The organism is Actinomadura formosensis NBRC 14204, assembly GCF_001552155.1.
Taxonomy (GTDB): Bacteria; Actinomycetota; Actinomycetes; order Streptosporangiales; family Streptosporangiaceae; genus Spirillospora; species Spirillospora formosensis.
Map to the genome: position 1 here is coordinate 21,299 of NZ_BCQQ01000013.1, position 17,068 is coordinate 38,366.

General features: G+C 69.7%; 17 protein-coding genes and 1 pseudogene. 11 read left to right on the plus strand and 7 right to left on the minus strand.

Annotated features, from left to right (window positions below):
- The first annotated feature begins 132 nt into the window (after window positions 1-132).
- Window positions 133-1,344: an aromatic ring-hydroxylating oxygenase subunit alpha gene (locus AF1_RS05310; RefSeq protein WP_067793909.1), complete on the plus strand. Its 1,212-nt coding sequence runs from the start codon at window positions 133-135 to the stop codon at window positions 1,342-1,344.
- Between the two features lie 36 nt (window positions 1,345-1,380).
- The gene (locus tag AF1_RS05315; protein WP_067793873.1) at window positions 1,381-1,977 is read left to right on the plus strand and encodes a TetR/AcrR family transcriptional regulator; all 597 of its coding nucleotides are present in this window, start codon (window positions 1,381-1,383) and stop codon (window positions 1,975-1,977) included.
- Window positions 1,978-2,124: 147 nt separating this feature from the next.
- On the opposite strand, the gene AF1_RS05320 is transcribed toward AF1_RS05315, so the two are convergent.
- From AF1_RS05320 to AF1_RS33020, 3 genes are all read right to left on the minus strand, one after another.
- A complete protein-coding gene (locus AF1_RS05320; protein WP_165488330.1) occupies window positions 2,125-3,243 on the minus strand; it encodes an agmatine deiminase family protein in 1,119 nt (372 codons plus the stop codon).
- Window positions 3,244-3,375: 132 nt separating this feature from the next.
- On the minus strand, window positions 3,376-4,896 hold the full coding sequence (locus tag AF1_RS33015) for a DUF5990 family protein (protein WP_165488329.1): 1,521 nt from the start codon (window positions 4,894-4,896) through the stop codon (window positions 3,376-3,378).
- A 137-nt stretch (window positions 4,897-5,033) separates the two neighbouring features.
- Window positions 5,034-5,420 (minus strand): hypothetical protein, encoded by a 387-nt coding sequence (locus tag AF1_RS33020; protein WP_131732422.1) that lies wholly within the window; start codon window positions 5,418-5,420, stop codon window positions 5,034-5,036.
- A 27-nt stretch (window positions 5,421-5,447) separates the two neighbouring features.
- On the opposite strand from AF1_RS33020, the gene AF1_RS36990 reads away from it, so the two are divergent.
- From AF1_RS36990 to AF1_RS05335, 3 genes are all read left to right on the plus strand, one after another.
- Window positions 5,448-5,618, plus strand: coding sequence for a helix-turn-helix domain-containing protein (locus AF1_RS36990; RefSeq protein WP_407642186.1), 171 nt, complete (start codon window positions 5,448-5,450; stop codon window positions 5,616-5,618).
- Window positions 5,619-5,663: 45 nt separating this feature from the next.
- The gene (locus AF1_RS33025) at window positions 5,664-5,981 is read left to right on the plus strand and encodes a helix-turn-helix domain-containing protein (protein ID WP_207393962.1); all 318 of its coding nucleotides are present in this window, start codon (window positions 5,664-5,666) and stop codon (window positions 5,979-5,981) included.
- 908 nt (window positions 5,982-6,889) lie between these two features.
- The gene (locus tag AF1_RS05335) at window positions 6,890-7,510 is read left to right on the plus strand and encodes a CHAP domain-containing protein (protein ID WP_067793876.1); all 621 of its coding nucleotides are present in this window, start codon (window positions 6,890-6,892) and stop codon (window positions 7,508-7,510) included.
- 446 nt (window positions 7,511-7,956) lie between these two features.
- Here the strand turns inward: AF1_RS05335 and AF1_RS05340 are convergent.
- The 3 genes and pseudogenes from AF1_RS05340 to AF1_RS05350 form a co-directional block, all read right to left on the minus strand.
- A pseudogene (locus tag AF1_RS05340) lies at window positions 7,957-8,373 on the minus strand (transposase); the annotation flags it as partial.
- A gap of 5 nt (window positions 8,374-8,378) precedes the next feature.
- The gene (locus AF1_RS05345) at window positions 8,379-8,999 is read right to left on the minus strand and encodes an MBL fold metallo-hydrolase (protein ID WP_067793877.1); all 621 of its coding nucleotides are present in this window, start codon (window positions 8,997-8,999) and stop codon (window positions 8,379-8,381) included.
- Window positions 8,993-9,430 carry an ester cyclase gene (locus AF1_RS05350; protein ID WP_131732421.1) on the minus strand — a complete coding sequence of 146 codons (438 nt, stop codon included), beginning with the start codon at window positions 9,428-9,430 and terminating at the stop codon, window positions 8,993-8,995. Before AF1_RS05350 ends, AF1_RS05345 begins: the two co-directional genes overlap by 7 nt.
- A 147-nt stretch (window positions 9,431-9,577) precedes the next feature.
- Here AF1_RS05350 and AF1_RS05355 point away from each other — a divergent pair, with 147 nt between their 5' ends.
- The 4 genes from AF1_RS05355 (at window position 9,578) to AF1_RS05370 (ending at window position 13,936) form a co-directional block, all read left to right on the plus strand.
- Window positions 9,578-10,150: an Lrp/AsnC family transcriptional regulator gene (locus AF1_RS05355; protein ID WP_084262468.1), complete on the plus strand. Its 573-nt coding sequence runs from the start codon at window positions 9,578-9,580 to the stop codon at window positions 10,148-10,150.
- Window positions 10,151-10,344: 194 nt separating this feature from the next.
- The gene (locus AF1_RS05360; RefSeq protein ID WP_067793879.1) at window positions 10,345-11,397 is read left to right on the plus strand and encodes an RNA polymerase subunit sigma-70; all 1,053 of its coding nucleotides are present in this window, start codon (window positions 10,345-10,347) and stop codon (window positions 11,395-11,397) included.
- 34 nt (window positions 11,398-11,431) lie between these two features.
- Entirely contained in the window at window positions 11,432-12,235 is an 804-nt protein-coding gene (locus AF1_RS05365; RefSeq protein WP_067793880.1) for an SDR family NAD(P)-dependent oxidoreductase, read from the plus strand.
- A 903-nt stretch (window positions 12,236-13,138) separates the two neighbouring features.
- Window positions 13,139-13,936: an SAM-dependent methyltransferase gene (locus AF1_RS05370; protein WP_067793881.1), complete on the plus strand. Its 798-nt coding sequence runs from the start codon at window positions 13,139-13,141 to the stop codon at window positions 13,934-13,936.
- Between the two features lie 221 nt (window positions 13,937-14,157).
- Here AF1_RS05370 and AF1_RS05375 read toward each other — a convergent pair whose 3' ends face one another.
- On the minus strand, window positions 14,158-14,880 hold the full coding sequence (locus tag AF1_RS05375) for a FadR/GntR family transcriptional regulator (RefSeq protein WP_207393960.1): 723 nt from the start codon (window positions 14,878-14,880) through the stop codon (window positions 14,158-14,160).
- Between the two features lie 73 nt (window positions 14,881-14,953).
- Here AF1_RS05375 and AF1_RS05380 point away from each other — a divergent pair, with 73 nt between their 5' ends.
- On the plus strand, window positions 14,954-15,706 hold the full coding sequence (locus AF1_RS05380; RefSeq protein WP_067793882.1) for a gamma-glutamyl-gamma-aminobutyrate hydrolase family protein: 753 nt from the start codon (window positions 14,954-14,956) through the stop codon (window positions 15,704-15,706).
- The gene (locus AF1_RS05385) at window positions 15,703-17,058 is read left to right on the plus strand and encodes an aldehyde dehydrogenase family protein (RefSeq protein ID WP_084262469.1); all 1,356 of its coding nucleotides are present in this window, start codon (window positions 15,703-15,705) and stop codon (window positions 17,056-17,058) included. Before AF1_RS05380 ends, AF1_RS05385 begins: the two co-directional genes overlap by 4 nt.
- The last annotated feature ends 10 nt before the right edge of the window (window positions 17,059-17,068 follow it).

A 17,068-nucleotide genomic window follows, 5' to 3' on the forward strand; every position in this document is an offset into this window, starting at 1 on the left:
GCGACCTGGATGGTACCTAGATCCACCTGGCGCCCGCTCGCCCCGGCCGGCGTGGGTCGGCCCTTGCAAAATAACTGAGTGACTGTACAGTTATTTTGCGTTCATCCGTGGCCGCTATGAGAGGGGATGCCGATGAGCGATCGGCGCAGCAGCGACAAGGCCGGCCTCGACGCGCTGCTGAGGGACGTCCGCGACACCGCGGACCTCCCCCTGGAGGAGAGCCGGACGCTGCCGGGCGCGGCGTACACCTCGCCCGGCCTCTACGACCTGGAGATGGAGCGGATCCTCCGGCGAGAGTGGATCTGCGTGGCACGCGTGGACCAGGTCCCCGAGCCGGGCGACTACCTGGCCGTGGACGTGCTCGGCGAGGCGCTGGTCATCACCCGCGACGAGGCCGGTGAACTGCACGCGCTGTCACGGGTCTGCAGGCACCGGTTCATGGACGTGCTGCCGCACGAGCAAGCGCCCCGGCAGGGGAATCTGCCCAGATTGACCTGCCCGTACCACACCTGGACGTACCGGCTGGACGGCCGGTACGCCGGGCAGTTGTCCGGTGCGCCGTTGATGCACAAGGTGGACTTCGACCGCTCGGCGTGCCGCCTTCCCGCGTTCGCGCTGGAGGTCTGGAACGGCTTCATCATGATCAACTTCGATCCCGGCGCGGCGGCACTCGCCCCCCGCCTGGCCGGTCTCACCGAGCGGCTGCGCGCGTACGGGCTTTCCGAATGGCTCACGGCGGAAGCCCTGACCTGGACCGGTGTGGAGGCGAACTGGAAGGTCGCCGTCGAGAACGGTTCGGAGAGCTACCACCACATCGGAACGCACTCCGCCAGCCTGCAGCCCATGCTGCCGGGACAGGCGACACAGGTGGACGACTGTGACGGAGCCTGGTTCTCGATGTTCAACCCCGTGGGCAAGCAAGCCTCCGCGGGCGAGGAGGACGGGCACGACGTGGCCCCCACCCTGTTCCCGCCCGTGCCGGATCTGAGCGCCGCGCAGCGATCGGGCCTGCTCATCGTCGGCGTCTTCCCGCTGTTCGTGCTGACCGTCATGCCCGACCACGCCGCGTGGTTCAGATGGCTGCCGACGGGCCCGACGACCCACGACACCCAGATCGCGATCCTCGTCCCGCCGGAGGCGCGGCGGATTCCCGCCTACGAGGAGATCCTGGAGGTCTACCGCGGCGTCTATCATCAGGTGCAGACGGAGGACCTCGTGATGATCCGCGGGGTCCAGCGCGGTCTCGGCTCGGCCACCTCGGACACCGGGCGGTTCTCGCACCTGGAGCGTCCGATCTGGCAGTTCCACCGGTATCTGGCCCAGGGGCTGGTACCGGCGGAGTGACCGGCCAGGCGGATCAGTGTCATCGGGAGTCCTCACATGCCTCGCGTCGCCGACCACGATGAACGCCGCCGCCAGATGGCCGACGCGGTGCGGCGCATCGTCGCGGTGGAGGGCATGGAAGGGGTGACGTTCGCCCGCGCGGCCGAGAAGGCCGGCGTGTCGGTGGGGCTCGTCGGATACTACTTCTCCGGCAAGGACGAGCTGCTGCTGTTCACCTTCCAGCAGGTCTGCGAACGGACGCGCGAACGTGTCACGCGAACGCTGAACCGTGACGGCACCGTCCGCCACCTGCTGCGGCGGTGCCTCCTGGAATTTTTGCCCCTCGACACCGAACGCACCACGGAACTGCGCGTCTACCTCGCGTTCTGCGGGCGCGCCGTGGACAATCCCCGGCTGCGGGCCATCCAGGTCGCCGTGCACGACGAAGTGCGCGCCCACCTGGCCGAGGCGATCGAGGCCGCCCGGCAGAGCGGCGAGATCGGCGAAGACGCCGACCCGGCGGCGGAGGCGGCCGCGCTCTGGGCCTTCGTCGACGGGCTGGCCATGCATGCCTACGCCGGTCCCGGGAGCCTCCCGCCGGACGCCGCCGTCGCCGCACTCCACGGGTATCTGGCGCGTCTTTTCCCGGCCTGATCTCAGGCACCGCCGGATGCGTCGAGGCTGGGTCCGTCCTCGACGCGTCCAGGACGGCGCCATGCCCCTGGGACCTGCGCAGCCGAGGTGCCGGGCCGCCTCCGGCGCCGGGCGCGAGGTGACACGGGTCGCGGCCGGGCAGAGGCTTCAGGCTCGTTCGGGCATCTGCTGGGTCGAGCAGTGGATCCCGCCTCCGCCTTCACCGAGGGTGTCAACGGCCACTTGGACGACCCTGCGGTCCGGGTACAGGTCACGCACGATGGAGAGGGCGTCGGCGTCGGCCTTCCGATCTCCGAAGCGCGGCATGACGACTGCACCGTTGATCACGTAGTAGTTGACGTAGCCGGCCAGGAACTCCTCACCGCGGCGGCCGATGGCGGCCGGCTCCGGCAGCTCCACGATCTCCAGGCGCTTCCCCCGCGCGTCGACGGCCTTGCTCAGGACGTCGTGGGCCTGGTCGTAGACACCGGCCCATGGGGCGTCCTCGGCCGGAGTGCTCATGACCACGACGCCGGGTTCGGTGAACCGCGCCAGAGCGTCGATGTGGCAGTCGGTGATGTCGTGGCCCTTGATGCCGTTCACCCACAGCACCGTTGTGGCTCCGCAGAGATCCTTCAGCGCGTCCTCGATGTCCTCACGTGACTTGCCCGGGTTGCGGTTGGCGTTGACCAGCGAGCTTTCGGTCGCCATCAGGGTGCCCTGGCCGTCGGCTTCGATGGCGCCGCCCTCGCCGACGATCGGCGCCTGGATCCGCTCGACGCGCTCGTCGGCGAGGATCTCGCGGGCGACCCGGCCGTCCCGGTCGTGGATCTGCTTGCCACCCCAGCCGTTGAAATTGAGATCGATCCCGGCGATACGGCCGGGGCCGCCCAGGACGAAACTCGGGCCGGTGTCCCGGATCCACAGGTCGTTCACCGGGATCGGCGCGACTTCCACCCCCGAACCGCACGCCCGCCGGGCCGCCTTCACGTCCCGCCGATCGGCCAGAAGCACCACCGGCTCGAACTCGGCTATCACCCGGGCGATCCGCGCGATGTCCTCCCGGACCCCGGCGATATACGGCCCCCAGATCCGCCGGGTGGGCCACGACATGTAGGTCAGCCGGTGCGGATACGACTCAGCGGGCATACGCCACCCGCCCGGGGCGGCCGCCGCCGGGGCGGCCCCCTTTCCGCTCGGGCGGCCGTCCTGTCCCAAGGCGCAAGCACCGAGCGTCGCGCCGGCGGCGGTGAGCACCGCCGCCCGCAACGCCTGACGGCGTGACATGTTCACAAGCACTCCTGGCTGAGAAGCCGGTCAATACGACGATCAGGACGGAGTCCGGAAGCACGGAGCCCCCGCACCCGAGCCGGCGCGGCGCCCGCCTGAACCCTCGGCGATCCGCCCGCGCGGTGGCCGCTATCCGGTGGGGCCCGCGGACCAGTCGACCAGGGGCGGCCGGACCGTGGAGCACAGCGGCCCGCCGCCGGAGTCGGTGAGCCCGAGCCGGGCGATGAGGCGCCCGTAGCGCCGGGCGGCTTCGAGGGTGGTGGAGTCGATGGCGTCCAGCATCAGCTTCGCCCGGCGGAACATGGCGAAGGCACCGGTGTCGTCCACCACGCCCCAGCAGAGGTAGATGAACCGGCCCCCTGGCGTGCCCTGGATGTAGGGGCCCCTGATGTCGATGCCCGCCCGGGCAGGGACCGCCGTGGCCTCCAGGGTCCAGACGGCCGTGGCCGCGTCGCCGGGGTGCGGATCCAGCGGTTCGTCGCGGCGCCTGCCCCGCTGGACGCCGACATGGACGTTGCGGTGCTCCGGCATGTCCGGGAACGACCCGCAGTCGCGGCCGGGAAGGTCCCGTGCCTCGATGCGGATCTGGATGCCGGCCGATTCCCCGCGCGGCGGGCGACGGCTGCCGCGTCCGGTCACCGGCCGCAGGACGGCGGCGGCTTCGGCGTGCGCCCGGCTGCGGACGGGCCCGTTCGGTGGCTCGCATGCCTCCAGGGCGGTGCGCCGGTGCACGGGGTCGCGCAGGTCGGGGTCGGCGCCGTGACCGAGAAGCCGCCGGACGGCGTCGGCCCTGCCGTTGCCCGCCGCGGTGTGCAGGGGCAGCCGTCCCCATTCGGCGTCCGGTTCGTTGAGCGGGGTTCCGGCGGCGACGAGCCGGTCGATGACGTCCAGCCGCTGGTGGTCGGCGGCGAACGCCAGCGCGCGCAGCCGGCTCTGCGGGGTGCACCGGGCGAGCGGCCAGCCGCCGATGTCTCCGGCGGCGGCGGCGGTTTCCAGGCTGTCGACACGAGCCCCCGCGGCTACCAGGACGTCCAGTACCCCGGTCATCCCGAACACCGCCGCGTGAACGAGCGCCGTGGCGCCGGGGACGCCTCCCGAGTCGGGGGCGGAAACGGCCTCAAGGTCGGCGCCGGCCGCGATCAGCACGGCGGCGACTTCGGCGTCGCCGTAGCTGGCGGCGGTGATCAGCGGCGTTTCCCGGTCGCCGGGACGCCCGTCGACCGGGGCGCCCGCCTCGATCAGGGCCCTCGCGACCGCGCCGGTGCCGGGCAGGTGGTGGGGCAGGCCGAGCCGGTCGCGGTTGAACCGCATCATCGTGACGTAGCCGAGCGGCTCTTCGTGAGCCTGGTCGGACCAGCGTTCGAGGTTCCTGGTGGCCATTTCCGGGTGTTCGGCCAGCAGCTTCGCCAGGCGGGACAGATCCCGGTTGTTGAGAATGTCCCGGCGTTCGACCTCCAGCTTCAGCTTCGTCCAGCCGGCGAACCCGTATTCGCGGGCGAGCGCGAGCTGGGCGGAGGAAAGGGCGGTCCGGTCCGAGACCGAGCGGATCCGCGCCCTCGCTTCGGGGTCGCCCTGCCGGGCGGCGCGCAGCAGATCCTTGGCCTGGTGGCGGAGCTGGTCCAGATCGGGACGGGCGGGCAGGTCGCGCATGACGTCTCCCTCGTCACCCCGTGGTCCGCGGTCGGGGCCGGAAGAGATCGTCGTCATCGCGGCCTTGCGTGGAGAATCGGAGGTGGACTCTGTCCTGCCCGCGGACCCGGTGGCACCCTCCTGCGCCTGGCCCCAGGCTATATGAAGCGGCGCTCGTTGACCGCGTCCTCCGCAAAGGCGTCGACGCATGCCTCCATGGTCTTATCGAGCAGGTGGCGCAGATGACTGCGGTGCAGCTCAAGCGTTTGCGCGCGCAGTCGCGCCGCCGAGCCGTCGTGATCAGGCATCTTGTCCACTCCTTCTTCTTTTCCTCTGTGGTGAACTTTCTCCGGCTGGATCTTTATGATCACCCGTACGTCGCCGGGCTGGCGGAAGGGGAACGAGTCGACGCCGAGGTAGCGCTTGGCGAGCGCGTCGATGCCCTCCTCGGCGCCGTCGCGGGTCATCTCGACGACCTTGCCCTGGATGAGCAGGCTCTCGTAGGGATTACTGAGCTTGAAAGCGTGATGTCGTGGGGCTGACAAGCCACTGCCCCTGCAGTACCCAAGGTCATGAGGTATCCGCAAGGTGGTGGGCTGACCGCGGAGCGACGGGCGTTTGGTGAACAGCTGCGACTGCGGGCGGCCGAGGACTTCGCCCGCGAGGTGAGCGATCAGAAGATCGCCAAGCAGTTGCGCGTCAGTGTGCGGTCGGTGCAACGCCGGCGTCGGGCGTGGGACTAGGGAGGCGCCGAAGCGCTGCGCTCGAAGGGGCCGGCCCCACTGCCGATGCTGACCGGCGAGCAGTTCGCGGTGCTGGAGGCCGAGCCGGCCCGGGCCGGCCGAACACGGCTGGCCGGATCAAAGACGTTGTCACGGATCAAGACGGTGATCGGGCGGCGGTTCCACCTGGCATACACCGTTCAAGGTGTTGCCGCACTGCTCAGGCGGCATGGGTGGAGCCGGCAGGTCCCTGCACGCCGTGCGGTGGAGCGGGACGATCAGGCGGTGACCGGCCGGCTGATGGAGACCTGGCCACAGGTGGAAGAACCGTGGCGGCGCCCGGTGCCCGGCTCGTCTTCGAAGACGAGGCCGGGTTCTCGATGACGCCGCCCACGGCACGTACCTGGGCGCCGCGTGGTCATACTCCGGTGGCGCGGGTTCGGGGGCGCTCGGCCCGCCGGGTCTCCATTGCTGCGTTGGCCTGCCGGCCAACACGATCTTTATCGATCCCGAGCACTTGATCACCACGGTGCGGCGAGGTCTGCGCCGTATCCAGTACCGCAGCCATCTGATCGACGGCTGCCTCACCGAGACCGGCCTGACTCTGTCTCGGGCTGCACCATCGTGACGACATCACGCCTTCAAACTCAGTAACCGCTGAAGAACGCCTCGATTGCCGCAAACTGGAAAGCATCTTTTCTGGATCGGTTTCGCTGAGATCACGCGTTCGGTCCCGGCCTGTGCGTTACCCGAAGTCACCAGCGGGGCTTTGGATGAGGTCGACCTGGAGTTCCTCAAGGTGAGCGCGGAGCTGGTGCCGACGACGAACACGAGTGCCCGTTTCGTAAGTGTCCGTTTGTGATCATCTACAACGGTCGTGTCGGCATAAGCACGTAGCTTCCTTCCCTGCGATTACGTGATTTCCACGATAGTGCGCGGAATCGCTTACTTCTTTACTTGAGTCGTCTTGCTCCCCATATCACGGAGAGTGATATGAATAGTCATGGCCGGCTCGAAAAGATCCTCTTTGCGATCTTCGCCTCTTAGTGACTCTGCTCTGTTTCACCTGGCCACATCCCTGCCGAACGAATTCGGCGACCGTGCCATGGAACCCGGCGACCTCCCGCAATCGAGGTCGCCAGGACCGACACCCCCACCCGACGGATCTGCCGGTCGACGTCCACGCTGAGCACACCACCGCCACGATCACCCCTCAAGAATGGGAGGCCCCCAAAGACTCCGGCGCCACAAGAAGACTGAATCGACGCACCATCGAAGAAAAGGAGAAAGAGATGAGCACCCGTAAGGGCCGACTCGCGGCGCTGGCTTTAGCCGCGCCGCTGAGCGTCTCCGTGCTGGGCGCGCAGGCCGAAGGCGCAAATGCCGCCGTCAAACCGGCCGCCGCGAGTGCGGGCGTTACTGCAAACCAGCCCGCGCCGACGTCAGCGCCCCGGAAGGACCCGCCGATCGGGCCGTACCTCAGCCGCGCGATCAAGATCGCCAAAAGTCAGGTCGGCTACAAGGAGTACAGGAAGGGCGGGAGAACCAACTGCACCAAGTACGGCCGCTGGTACGGAAAGAACTGCACCGAGTGGTGCGACATCTTCGTGTCCTGGGTCTACCACAAGGCCGAGATAGGGTCCAGCGCCGGCGGCAAGCATAGCTACGTTCCTTCCCACGCCGCCTGGTTCCGACGCCACCACAGGTTCACGCACACCCCCGACGAGGGCAGCATCATCTTCTACGACCAGAACGGTCACGACGGCGAAGACCACATCGGCATCGTCACCAAGGTCAGTAGGAAGTACGTCTGGACGGTCGACGGCAACTACAGGGACGCCGTGCGAACGCGCAAGCTCAGGCGAAACAGCCGCGTCATCTACGGTTACGGCTTGGTCAGGTGGTGGCCCTGACCAAGGGCCCAATAACCGCACTCGCCTTCAGCCCGGCGGCGGCCGTGCTGCCCTGCTGATCCGTTGCGGCGGCCGCGCCGAGCTCGCCGCGACGAAATCCTCGCCGCCCCGGACTCCCCCTGGAGTCCGGGGCTCGGCGTACCTGGGCAGACCCCGGCCGGCGGTTATCGTCCCGGTAGGGGTGAGGTGATCGCCCCGGCCCACGGCGAGGTCGCGGCGGTGGAGACCACCGCGCACATCGTGGAGGCCCTGCGCGCCCCCGGCCAGTACCAGGCCCCCCGCGAGACTGAGACAACCGGGCACGCTCGGCCCCATCGTGGGCGCCATGACCCGACCGCCGTCCACCCGACCGCTGACCCTCCGCACGCCCGGTGCCGAGCTGGCGCGCCTTACCCGCACGCTCGTGTCACAGTGAACCGCCCTGGGGGCTGATGCCCCTATGGATGTCAAGCCGCCATTGGTGCTGTGGCGCTCGGTGAGCGGGTAATGAGCTGGTGGATCTCCCGGGCGACGTAGCGTTTGAGGCACCTGATGGCTTCACGTCGGGTTTTGCCCTCGGCGGTGCGTCGTTGGACGTAGTCACGGGTGCGTTGGTCCCGGCGCAGGCGGGACAGGACGATGGTGTGCAGGGCGCAGTTGGCTTGGCGGTCGCCGCCGCGGTTGAGGCGGTGCCGTTGTGTCCTGCCGGAGGATGCCTCGATGGGGCTGACGCCGCACAGCGCGGCGAAGGAGGCCCGGGTGCCTGGCCGCTCTGGGTTGTCGCCGGCGGCGATGAGCAGCGCTGCGGCGGTGTCGGGACCGACGCCATAGGTGCCGAGCAGCAGGCCCGCGACCGGGTAACCGCCAGAGTCCACAACGGTGCCCGTGATCACCGGACCGGCCGCGCCGCGACGATGTCACCGGAGAAGAGCGCGTCCCGCTCGGCGTCGAGGAGCGCGATGCTCCCAGGCGTGTGACCCGGCAAGTGCAGCACTTCCAGCCGCCGGCCGCCCAGGTCGATCACGTCTCCTTCGCCCAGCCCGATGGCCGGGGCCGGACGGGTCGCGAACCGCCGGACGTCGAATTCCGCGGCCGGCACCGCGTCGAGCAGCAACGGCGGGAGCGGCATGCCCGCCGCGGCCATATAGGCGCGGAACTCGTCCGGATAGTCGGCACCGACCAGCGACGCCCGTTCCGGCCGGGCGCACGCGTCCACCTCGGCGGCATGCGCGGCCCGGTCGGAGAACTCGTGCAGCCCGCCGATGTGATCGAGATGGGCGTGCGAGACGACGACGAGCGGTTCCCGTTCGAAGAGATCCGGGAACGCGGCGCGCAGCGAGACGATCCCCAGCCCGGTGTCGAAGAGCAGATCGCGGGCGCTGCCGCGCATGTGCCAGATGTTGCCGCGCAGCAGCTCGTGCACGTGGGGCTCGCTGATCAGGGTGAGGCCATCGCCGAAGTCCCGGCGGTCGAACCACGATTCGGTGACGGGCAGCGCCGCATTCACCACGGCCGTCCGTCCTTGGGGAGAGCGCCGAGCTCCCGGGCGACGTTCAGGCTGTCGTTGCCCCACCAGATCCTCGTGACCTGGTCTTCCGCGACCTGATAAAGGTCGTGGGCCGTCCAGCGAACGCGCCGCCCGTGCGCGGACAGCCCGAGGTAGGGCGCGGCGAAGGTCGCGGTGAACTCACCGCGGACCGCAGCGCGCTCGCCGCCGGCGATCACGTCGTGGACGACGAAGTGCGCGTCCGGGAACGACGCGGCGATGGGCACGAGGATCCGGTCGACGACCGCGTCGCGACCGCGCAGCGTCGTGCCCGGCGTCATCCAGTCGTCCATGACCACGTCGGCGCTGAGCAGGTTGATCATTTCCTCGGGATCGTCCGCGGTGACGAACGCGCGGACCACCGCCTCGGTCGCCCCGGACGTCTGCACGGTCATCTTCACTCCCACGCTCGGTGAACAAGCTCTTGGACTGATTACGTCAATGCATCCGACCCCAGGTCAACAGAATGATCACGGGAAGCGCTGTCAGTGGACGTTAATAGTTCTTCAGCCCATCCGGGGCGACGAATACAGTCTCGCCGAATGACTACTTTTCGTAGGGAGACTCCGAGCCTGGACGCCACCGACGAGGCGATCATCGCGATGCTGCACGAGGACGGCAGGCGCCCCTACGGCGAGATCGCGCGGGCGGTCGGCCTGTCGGAGGCGGCGACGCGCAAGCGCGTGAACCGTCTCCGAGACGCCGGCGTACTGCGGATCGTGGCGCTGGTGCATCCGCTCAGCCTGGGTCGGCGGGTGGTGGCGATGCTCGCCATCGACGTCGACGGGCGGAGCCGTGAGGTCGCACAGCACCTCGGCAGGCTGGCCCCGGTCGAGTACATCGTCATCACCGCGGGCTCGCACGACATCCTCGCCGAGGTGATCGCGGCCGACATGCCGCAACTGCTGATGCTGATCGACGAGCATGTGCGCACCATTCCGGGTGTGCGCGGCGTCGAGGTCTTCGTCTACTTCAGCATCGAGAAACTCGTCTTCAACTGGGGCAGGCGAGGACCGCAGCCGAGCGCGGCGCCCGACCCGTCCGCACGGGTGGAGCTGGAGCCGAAGAGCGAGTTGGGCGGTGCGGGTTCGCCCGGTGAAGGCGTCGCCAGATGACGGTGAGGTGAGCGAAGCGCGCTGACCCGGGGAGGTGCTGGCGCGTTGGAGGTCGGCGGGCTCAGTGGCGCGGCGTCGATGTCACCTTCAGACCACCACCTGACCATGAGTGACCAAATAATTACAGTGTGCGCGATAAGAGAGGCGTCCTTTCGGAGTCATATAGGGCAGAGCACCGACACGGAGGGACGATCGTGGACGAACGCGCGCAGACCCAGACCGTCGCCCGCGCCAAGGCGGGCGACGAGAGGGCGTTCGCCGAACTGGTCGAACGCCACCAGCGGGAACTGCACGTTCACTGCTACCGAATGCTGGGCTCCTTCGATGAAGCCCAGGACCTGGTTCAGGAGACGTTCCTCCGCGCATGGCGGAGCCGTGAAGGATTCCGAGGCGGAAGCCAATTCCGTGCCTGGCTCTACAGAATCGCGACCAACGCCTGCCTTGATTTCCTGTCGCGGCATCCACGGCCGCGCTTGGCGGCGTCGTCCCAGAACCAGACGTCGAAGAATCAGGAGAGCGCGCCTTTGCCGCCTGCAGCTGTGCCGTGGTTGCAGCCGTATCCGGACCAACTGCTGGAAGAGATCCCGTCAGGCCAGGCCGAGCCGGACGCGGTGTTCCTTGCCAAGGAGACCATCGAGCTGGCGTTCCTCGCAGCCGTCCAGTACCTGACGCCCCGCCAGCGGGCGATGCTGATCCTGCGGGACGTCCTGGGCTGGTCGGCGAAGGAAACCGCAGCACTGCTGGGAGCGAGCGTCGCATCCGTCAACAGCGGGCTCCAGCGCGCCCGCCTGACCATGCGGACGCACCTGCCGCCGCGCCGGCTGGACTGGACACCGTCACCCGACACCGGAGACCAGGAGCGGGCCGTCGCCCGGCGGTACATGGACGCTCTGCAACGGGCCGACGACGCTGCCGTCGCGCTGGTGCTGCGCGAAGACGCCAAGGTCGGCCACCAGGGCGGATCCGGCGGGCACAGGGGCACCGAACCGGTCTGGTACGAGGGGCGCGAGGCGATCGTCCAGGCGTGGGCGCCCATCCTGCACGGTCCCGACGCCCAGGACCTGCGCCTCGTTCCCACCCGAGCGAACCTGCAGCCGGCCGTCGCCACCTACGTCAGCGCGCCTGGTATGTCCGACTTCCGCGCCTTTGCCCTGGCCGTCCTGGACGTCGAGGACGGCCTCGTCGCCGAGGTCACGGTCTTCGACTCCCAAGTCTTCGCGGCCTTCGGGCTGCCCGACGCCCTGTGACCGTTCGCACCAACCCACCCATCAGGAGGATCCAATGCTGCTCAACGGCAAGAACGCCATCGTCTACGGCGGCGGCGGAGCGATCGGCGGAGCCGTCGCCCGCGCGTTCGCCCACCACGGCGCGACGGTCCATCTGGCCGGACGCACCCAGGCCAAACTGGACGCGGTCGCCGCGCAGATCGCCGCCGAGGGCTCGACCGCCCACACCGAGCAGGTCGACGCGCTCGACGAGCAGGCGGTCGAGCGGCACATCGCCCGGGCGGCCGACCGCACCGGCCCCGTCGACATTTGCGTCAACACCGTCGGGATCGACGTCGGCGACCAGGGCATGCCGCTGGTGAGCATGTCGGTGCCGGAGTTCCTCGACCCGGTCACGGCCTACCTGCGGACCAACTTCGTGACCGCCGGGGCCGCGGCTCGCCACATGCTCGACGCGCGGGAGGGGGTGATCCTGTCGGTGTCGCCGCCAATGGCCCGCGTGCCGGTCGCGCTGTCCGGCCCGTTCGGGATGGCGGGCGCGGCGAGCGAGGCCATGTGCAGGCAGTTGGCGATGGAGCTCGGGCCGTCCGGTATCCGCGTCGTGGGCCTGCGGCTCAACGGCATTCCGGAGACCGCAGAGCGCCTCGGCTCCCACACTCGGGGCATGTGGGAACGCGCCGCCGAGCGGCTCGGCGTGCCGTTCCAACAGCTCCTGGACGAAGTCGGAGCGGGCGGCCCACTGCCCGGTCCGCTGACGGTGCGGCAGGTGGCCGACGCCGCCGCCTTCCTGGCGTCCGACCTGGCCAAGGGCCTGACCGGCACCATCGCCAATCTGACCGCGGGCGCCGTCGTCGACTAGGGCCGCCCGTCCGCCCGGGGTATCCGACCGGTCGAATACCAAAAAACGCGCGCGTGCGCGAGGCCGGCGAAGCCCTGTTCCCGGCCGAACCCGGGGCCTTTCCTGGCCGGATTGCGTCACCACACCTCAACCCGCCCGGCAGAGGGGTATGCACGCCAGGATCGGCCCTTCGCCCACGCCGCGATGCCCGCCCCGCTGCTGGGATACCTCGGCCACCAAGACGGCAGCACGGTCATCGTCCTCAGCCAGGACCTGACACGCCACCATCTCACCTGCGCAGCCCGGCTCCTGCGGGCACTGACGTCAGACGCCCCCGGCGAAGACGACCACCTCGTCTGCAGCGGCGACACAGCAACCCCGGACACAGGGATCCGGACACAGGGACATGAGAACCCGCCCCCACCGCCGGTCCGGACCTCCCTCGCCCCGGGCCGGGGTTATCGTCCGGTAGGGGGCGGGCCCAGTAAGCCCCGCAAGGGGCAACGGCAGGTCTGTATGACGGTGGGGGCGTGGGCGGTCTTCGGCGGCCGGGTCGGGCGGCGCCCCGTCATCGGTGACGACAAGCCTGCCGCTCCTGGCACGCCGCCAGCGTGGGGAGTCCATCCGCACCATCGCGGCCGGAGCCAAGGGCGCGGCCGGTGGCGTGCACAGGCCCCTGACCGGAGCCGAGCGCGAACGGGAACAGCGGTGACGGCCCGCGAGACTGGCTGAGGGCGGGAATCAGCGGTAGGAGCCGATCTTCGTTTCGGTTCGGTGACAGGGCGGGTTTGGCCTGGTGACGAGTTGGCGGATACGAGTTGGCGAGTGCGGCGGCATCGGGATATGCGCGCAGTCTTCGGGGCCCGTAATGTTGGAGAAGAATGTCGGGCGACCAGTTCGACTCGCCACTGTGCAGGAGCCTCTATGGGCGCGGATAAACCCGTCATCGACACATCGGTGCCGCATTCGGCGCGCATCTGGAACTACTGGCTGGGAGGCAAGGACAACTACCCCGTTGACCGCCAGGTCGGCGACCAGATGATCGGCGTGTTCCCCGACATCGTCGCCTCTGCCCGCGCTGATCGGGTGTTCCTGGGCCGGGCAGTCCGTCTTCTAGCCGGTGAACGAGGGGTGGACCAGTTCCTGGACATCGGCACGGGCCTGCCGACCGTGGACAACACCCACGAGGTCGCCCAGCGCGCCAACCCCGCGAGCAGGATCGTCTACGTCGACAACGACCCCCTCGTGCTCGCCCACGCCCGCGCTCTACTCACCAGCGCTCCCGAAGGCGAAACCGCCTACCTCGACGGTGATATCCATGACCCGGCCACGATCCTGCGCGAGGCGAGCCGGACGCTGGACTTCTCCCGGCCCGTCGGGCTGACGCTGCTGGCGATCGTGCAGTTCATCCTGGACGACCAGGAGGCCTACGCCGCCGTGCGCACTTTGATGGAGGCGCTGCCGCCGGGCAGTTACCTGGTACTCAGCCACGGCACCAACGAAATCAACACCCAGGCGTCCAATGCCGCCGTGGACTACTGGAATGAGCACGGCACCCCGCCCATGGTCCTGCGCACCGCCGCCCAGATCGCCCCCTTCTTCGACGGCCTGGAAATACTGGACCCCGGCATCGTGGCGTGTTCCCAATGGCGCCCCGAAGCCAACGTCTTCGGGGACCCGGTACCGGTCCCCCACTACTGCTGCGTCGGCCTCAAACCCTGAACACGCCCGACCAGCCAGGTCGGTTCTGCCGGGTCTTGAGCCGCAGCACGCGGTTGGGCCGGGTGCCTGCTTCGGCGAGTGGCCGGTCGGGAGAGAACAAGTGCCAGCCCAACTCCTCCGCCGGCTCCTGGGGTGTGCGACGGCGCCCCAGGAGCCGGCGGCGCGCTGCAGGGTGCTGGGCACCCAGTGGAAGAGTTCGCCGCGACTCTGCCGCCGTGGGCTCAGTCCTGGCCTTCGGCGATGTGCGCGAGAGCCGTCAGCACCTCGGTCCGGGCCTCGCCGATGTGCGCGGCCATCGCCTCGGCGGCGGCGTCCGGGGCCTGCCGTTCGATCGCCTCGATGATGGCCTCGTGGCCGCGGATCGACGAGTCGTGGAAGACCTCGAAGTTCCGGAGGTCGAGCCAGGCGAAGGCCGCCGCCCGGGCCTCCTCCACGGACCGCCGGAGCATCGAGTTCCGGCTCATCCGGGCGATCGCGAGGTGGAACGCGGAGTCGACCCGGCGGAACTCGTCCACACCGCTGCTGACCCGTAGCGCGTCCTGGCAGGCGAGCAGGTCGGCGATCTCGGCCGGGGTGCCGCGCTCGGCGGCGAGGCGGGCTGCCATGCCCTCGACCGCGAGCCGGAACTCGAAGGCCTCCCGCACCTGTACCTGGTAGTCGCCGTCCGCGCAGATCGCCTCGGGACTCGTGGCGGCCGACGCGACGACGGTTCCGCCGCTGCCGCGCTTGGTGACGAGCAGGCGCTCGCCCTGCATGATCCGCAGCGCCTCGCGAACGGTCACCCGGGACACCCCGAGACTCTCGGCCAGGGTTCGTTCCGACGGCAGTCGTTCCCCGGGCAGCACGACGCCCAGCGCGATGGCGCGGCGCAGCCGGTCCACCACGGCCACGTACGCCGGCGGCGTCTCCAACGGGGCGAGCAGGATGTCGTCGTTCACCGTCATGTCTTGCATTCTAGCCGCCTCTGGTCCTAGGGTCCGCTGGTATGCAAAACAGACCACTGATCCATGTGGTGCCATGAGGCCGGTCATCGGGGTGTGCGGCGTGCCGAGCATCGCGTCCTGGGGTTTCTGGACGCAGCCGGCGGTGCTGGTCGCCGAGACGTACCTGACGGCGGTCCGCGACGCCGGCGGACTCGCGATCATCGTTCCGCCGACGGCGACCGCCGAGGCCGACGCGCGGCGCCTCCTTCCGATGGTCGACGGCGTGCTGCTGGTCGGCGGCTCCGACGTCAGTCCACGGCTCTACGGGCGGCCCGCGAGCGAGCGGACGGAGGAGACCGACCACCGTCGCGACGAGTTCGAACTGCACGTCGCCTCGCTCGCGCTGCGATCGGACCTGCCCGTACTGGGCATCTGCCGGGGGCTGCAGATCCTCAACGTCGCCACCGGCGGCACCCTGCACCAGCACCTGCTCGACGAGAAGTTCGCCGAGCACCGGCCGGTGCCGGGACGCCTCGACGCCTCGACGACCCACGGGATCGAGGTCGAGAGCCGCAGCCTGCTCGGGGACCTGGGGCTGGCCGGGCTGCGCGAGGTCAACTCCCACCATCACCAGGGCGTCGCGGAGCTGGGACGCGGCGGGCGGGTCATCGCCCGCTCGGTCCCGGACGGCGTGGTCGAGGCCGTGGAGTGGACCGGCTCGCGGTTCGCGCTCGGCGTGCAGTGGCACCCCGAGGATCCGGTGACGAGCGAGCTGTTCACAGGCCTGATACGAGCCGCGGCCGGATCCGTGCCCGGCCATTCGAACATCCACCGGAGGAACCGTTGATCCACACCGTTGTCGAACCGGCGACCGGGCAGCCCATGGCCGAGATCGAGCGGTCGAGCCTCTCCGACGTCGACGAGGCGGTCGCGCGGGCCGGCCGGGCTCAGCGCGACTGGTGCGCGGCGCCCCCGGCCGAACGGGCCCGCGTCCTGCTGGCCATCGCCGCCGGGGTCGAGGCCGAGAGCGAGACGCTGGCCCGGCTGGAGGCCCGCAACGTCGGCATGCCGATCGGCGACGCCCGGGGAGCGGTCGCCGGTGTCGCCGCGACCTTCCGCTACTACGCGGCCGCGCCGGAACGCCTGCTGGGATCGACGATCCCGGTCGCCGGCGGGATCGACATGACCTTTCACGAGCCGATCGGCGTCGTCGGGCTGATCACACCGTGGAACTTCCCGCTCTCGATCGCCTCCTGGAAGATCGCCCCCGCGCTGGCCGGCGGCAACGGGGTGGTGCTCAAACCGGCCGAGCTCACCCCGCTGACCGCGCTGGAGCTGCGCCGTCTCTGCGTGGCGGCGGGCCTGCCGGACGGGCTGTTCGGCGTCGTGGTCGGCTCCGGCTCGGAACTCGGTGCCCACCTCGTCGAGCACCCGTCCGTGGGGAAGATCGCGTTCACCGGGTCGACCGCCGTGGGACGGGAGATCGGCCGCCGGGCCGCGGATACGATCAAGCGGGTCACACTCGAACTGGGCGGCAAGTCCCCCTCCGTGATCTTCGACGACGCCGATCTGGAGGCCGCGGTGGACGGCCTGGCCGGCGGCGTGTTCGGCAACGCGGGCCAGGACTGCTGCGCGCGGTCGCGCGTCTTCGTCCAGCGCCCGGTGCTCGGCGAGTTCCTGGCCCGGCTGGAGGTCCTGACCCGTGGGATGCGCGTCGGCGACCCGCTCGATGAGACCACACAGATGGGTCCGTTGATCTCCGAGCGGCACCGACGGCAGGTGGCCGGGCACGTCGAGGGGGCACCGGTCGCGTTCCGGGGCGATGCCCCCGAAGGGCCGGGGTTCTGGTTCCCGCCGACCGTGCTGTGCCCGATCGACGACGCCCACCCGGCGGCCCGTGAAGAGATCTTCGGACCGGTCGTCTCCGTCCTGGTCTTCGACGACGAGGCCGAGGTGATCCGGCGCGTCAACGACTCGCCCTACGGGCTCTCGGGGTCGATCTGGACCCGCGACGTGGGCCGTGCGCTGCGGCTCTCCCGCGCCATCGAGTCGGGTACTTTGGCGGTCAACTCCTACACATCGGTGCGGATCAACACTCCCTTCGGCGGGTTCAAGCAGTCCGGGCTGGGCCGTGAGCTCGGTCCCGACGCGGTCCAGGCCTACACCGAACTCAAGAACGTCTTCGTCGCAACCACCTGAATCAGCGCCG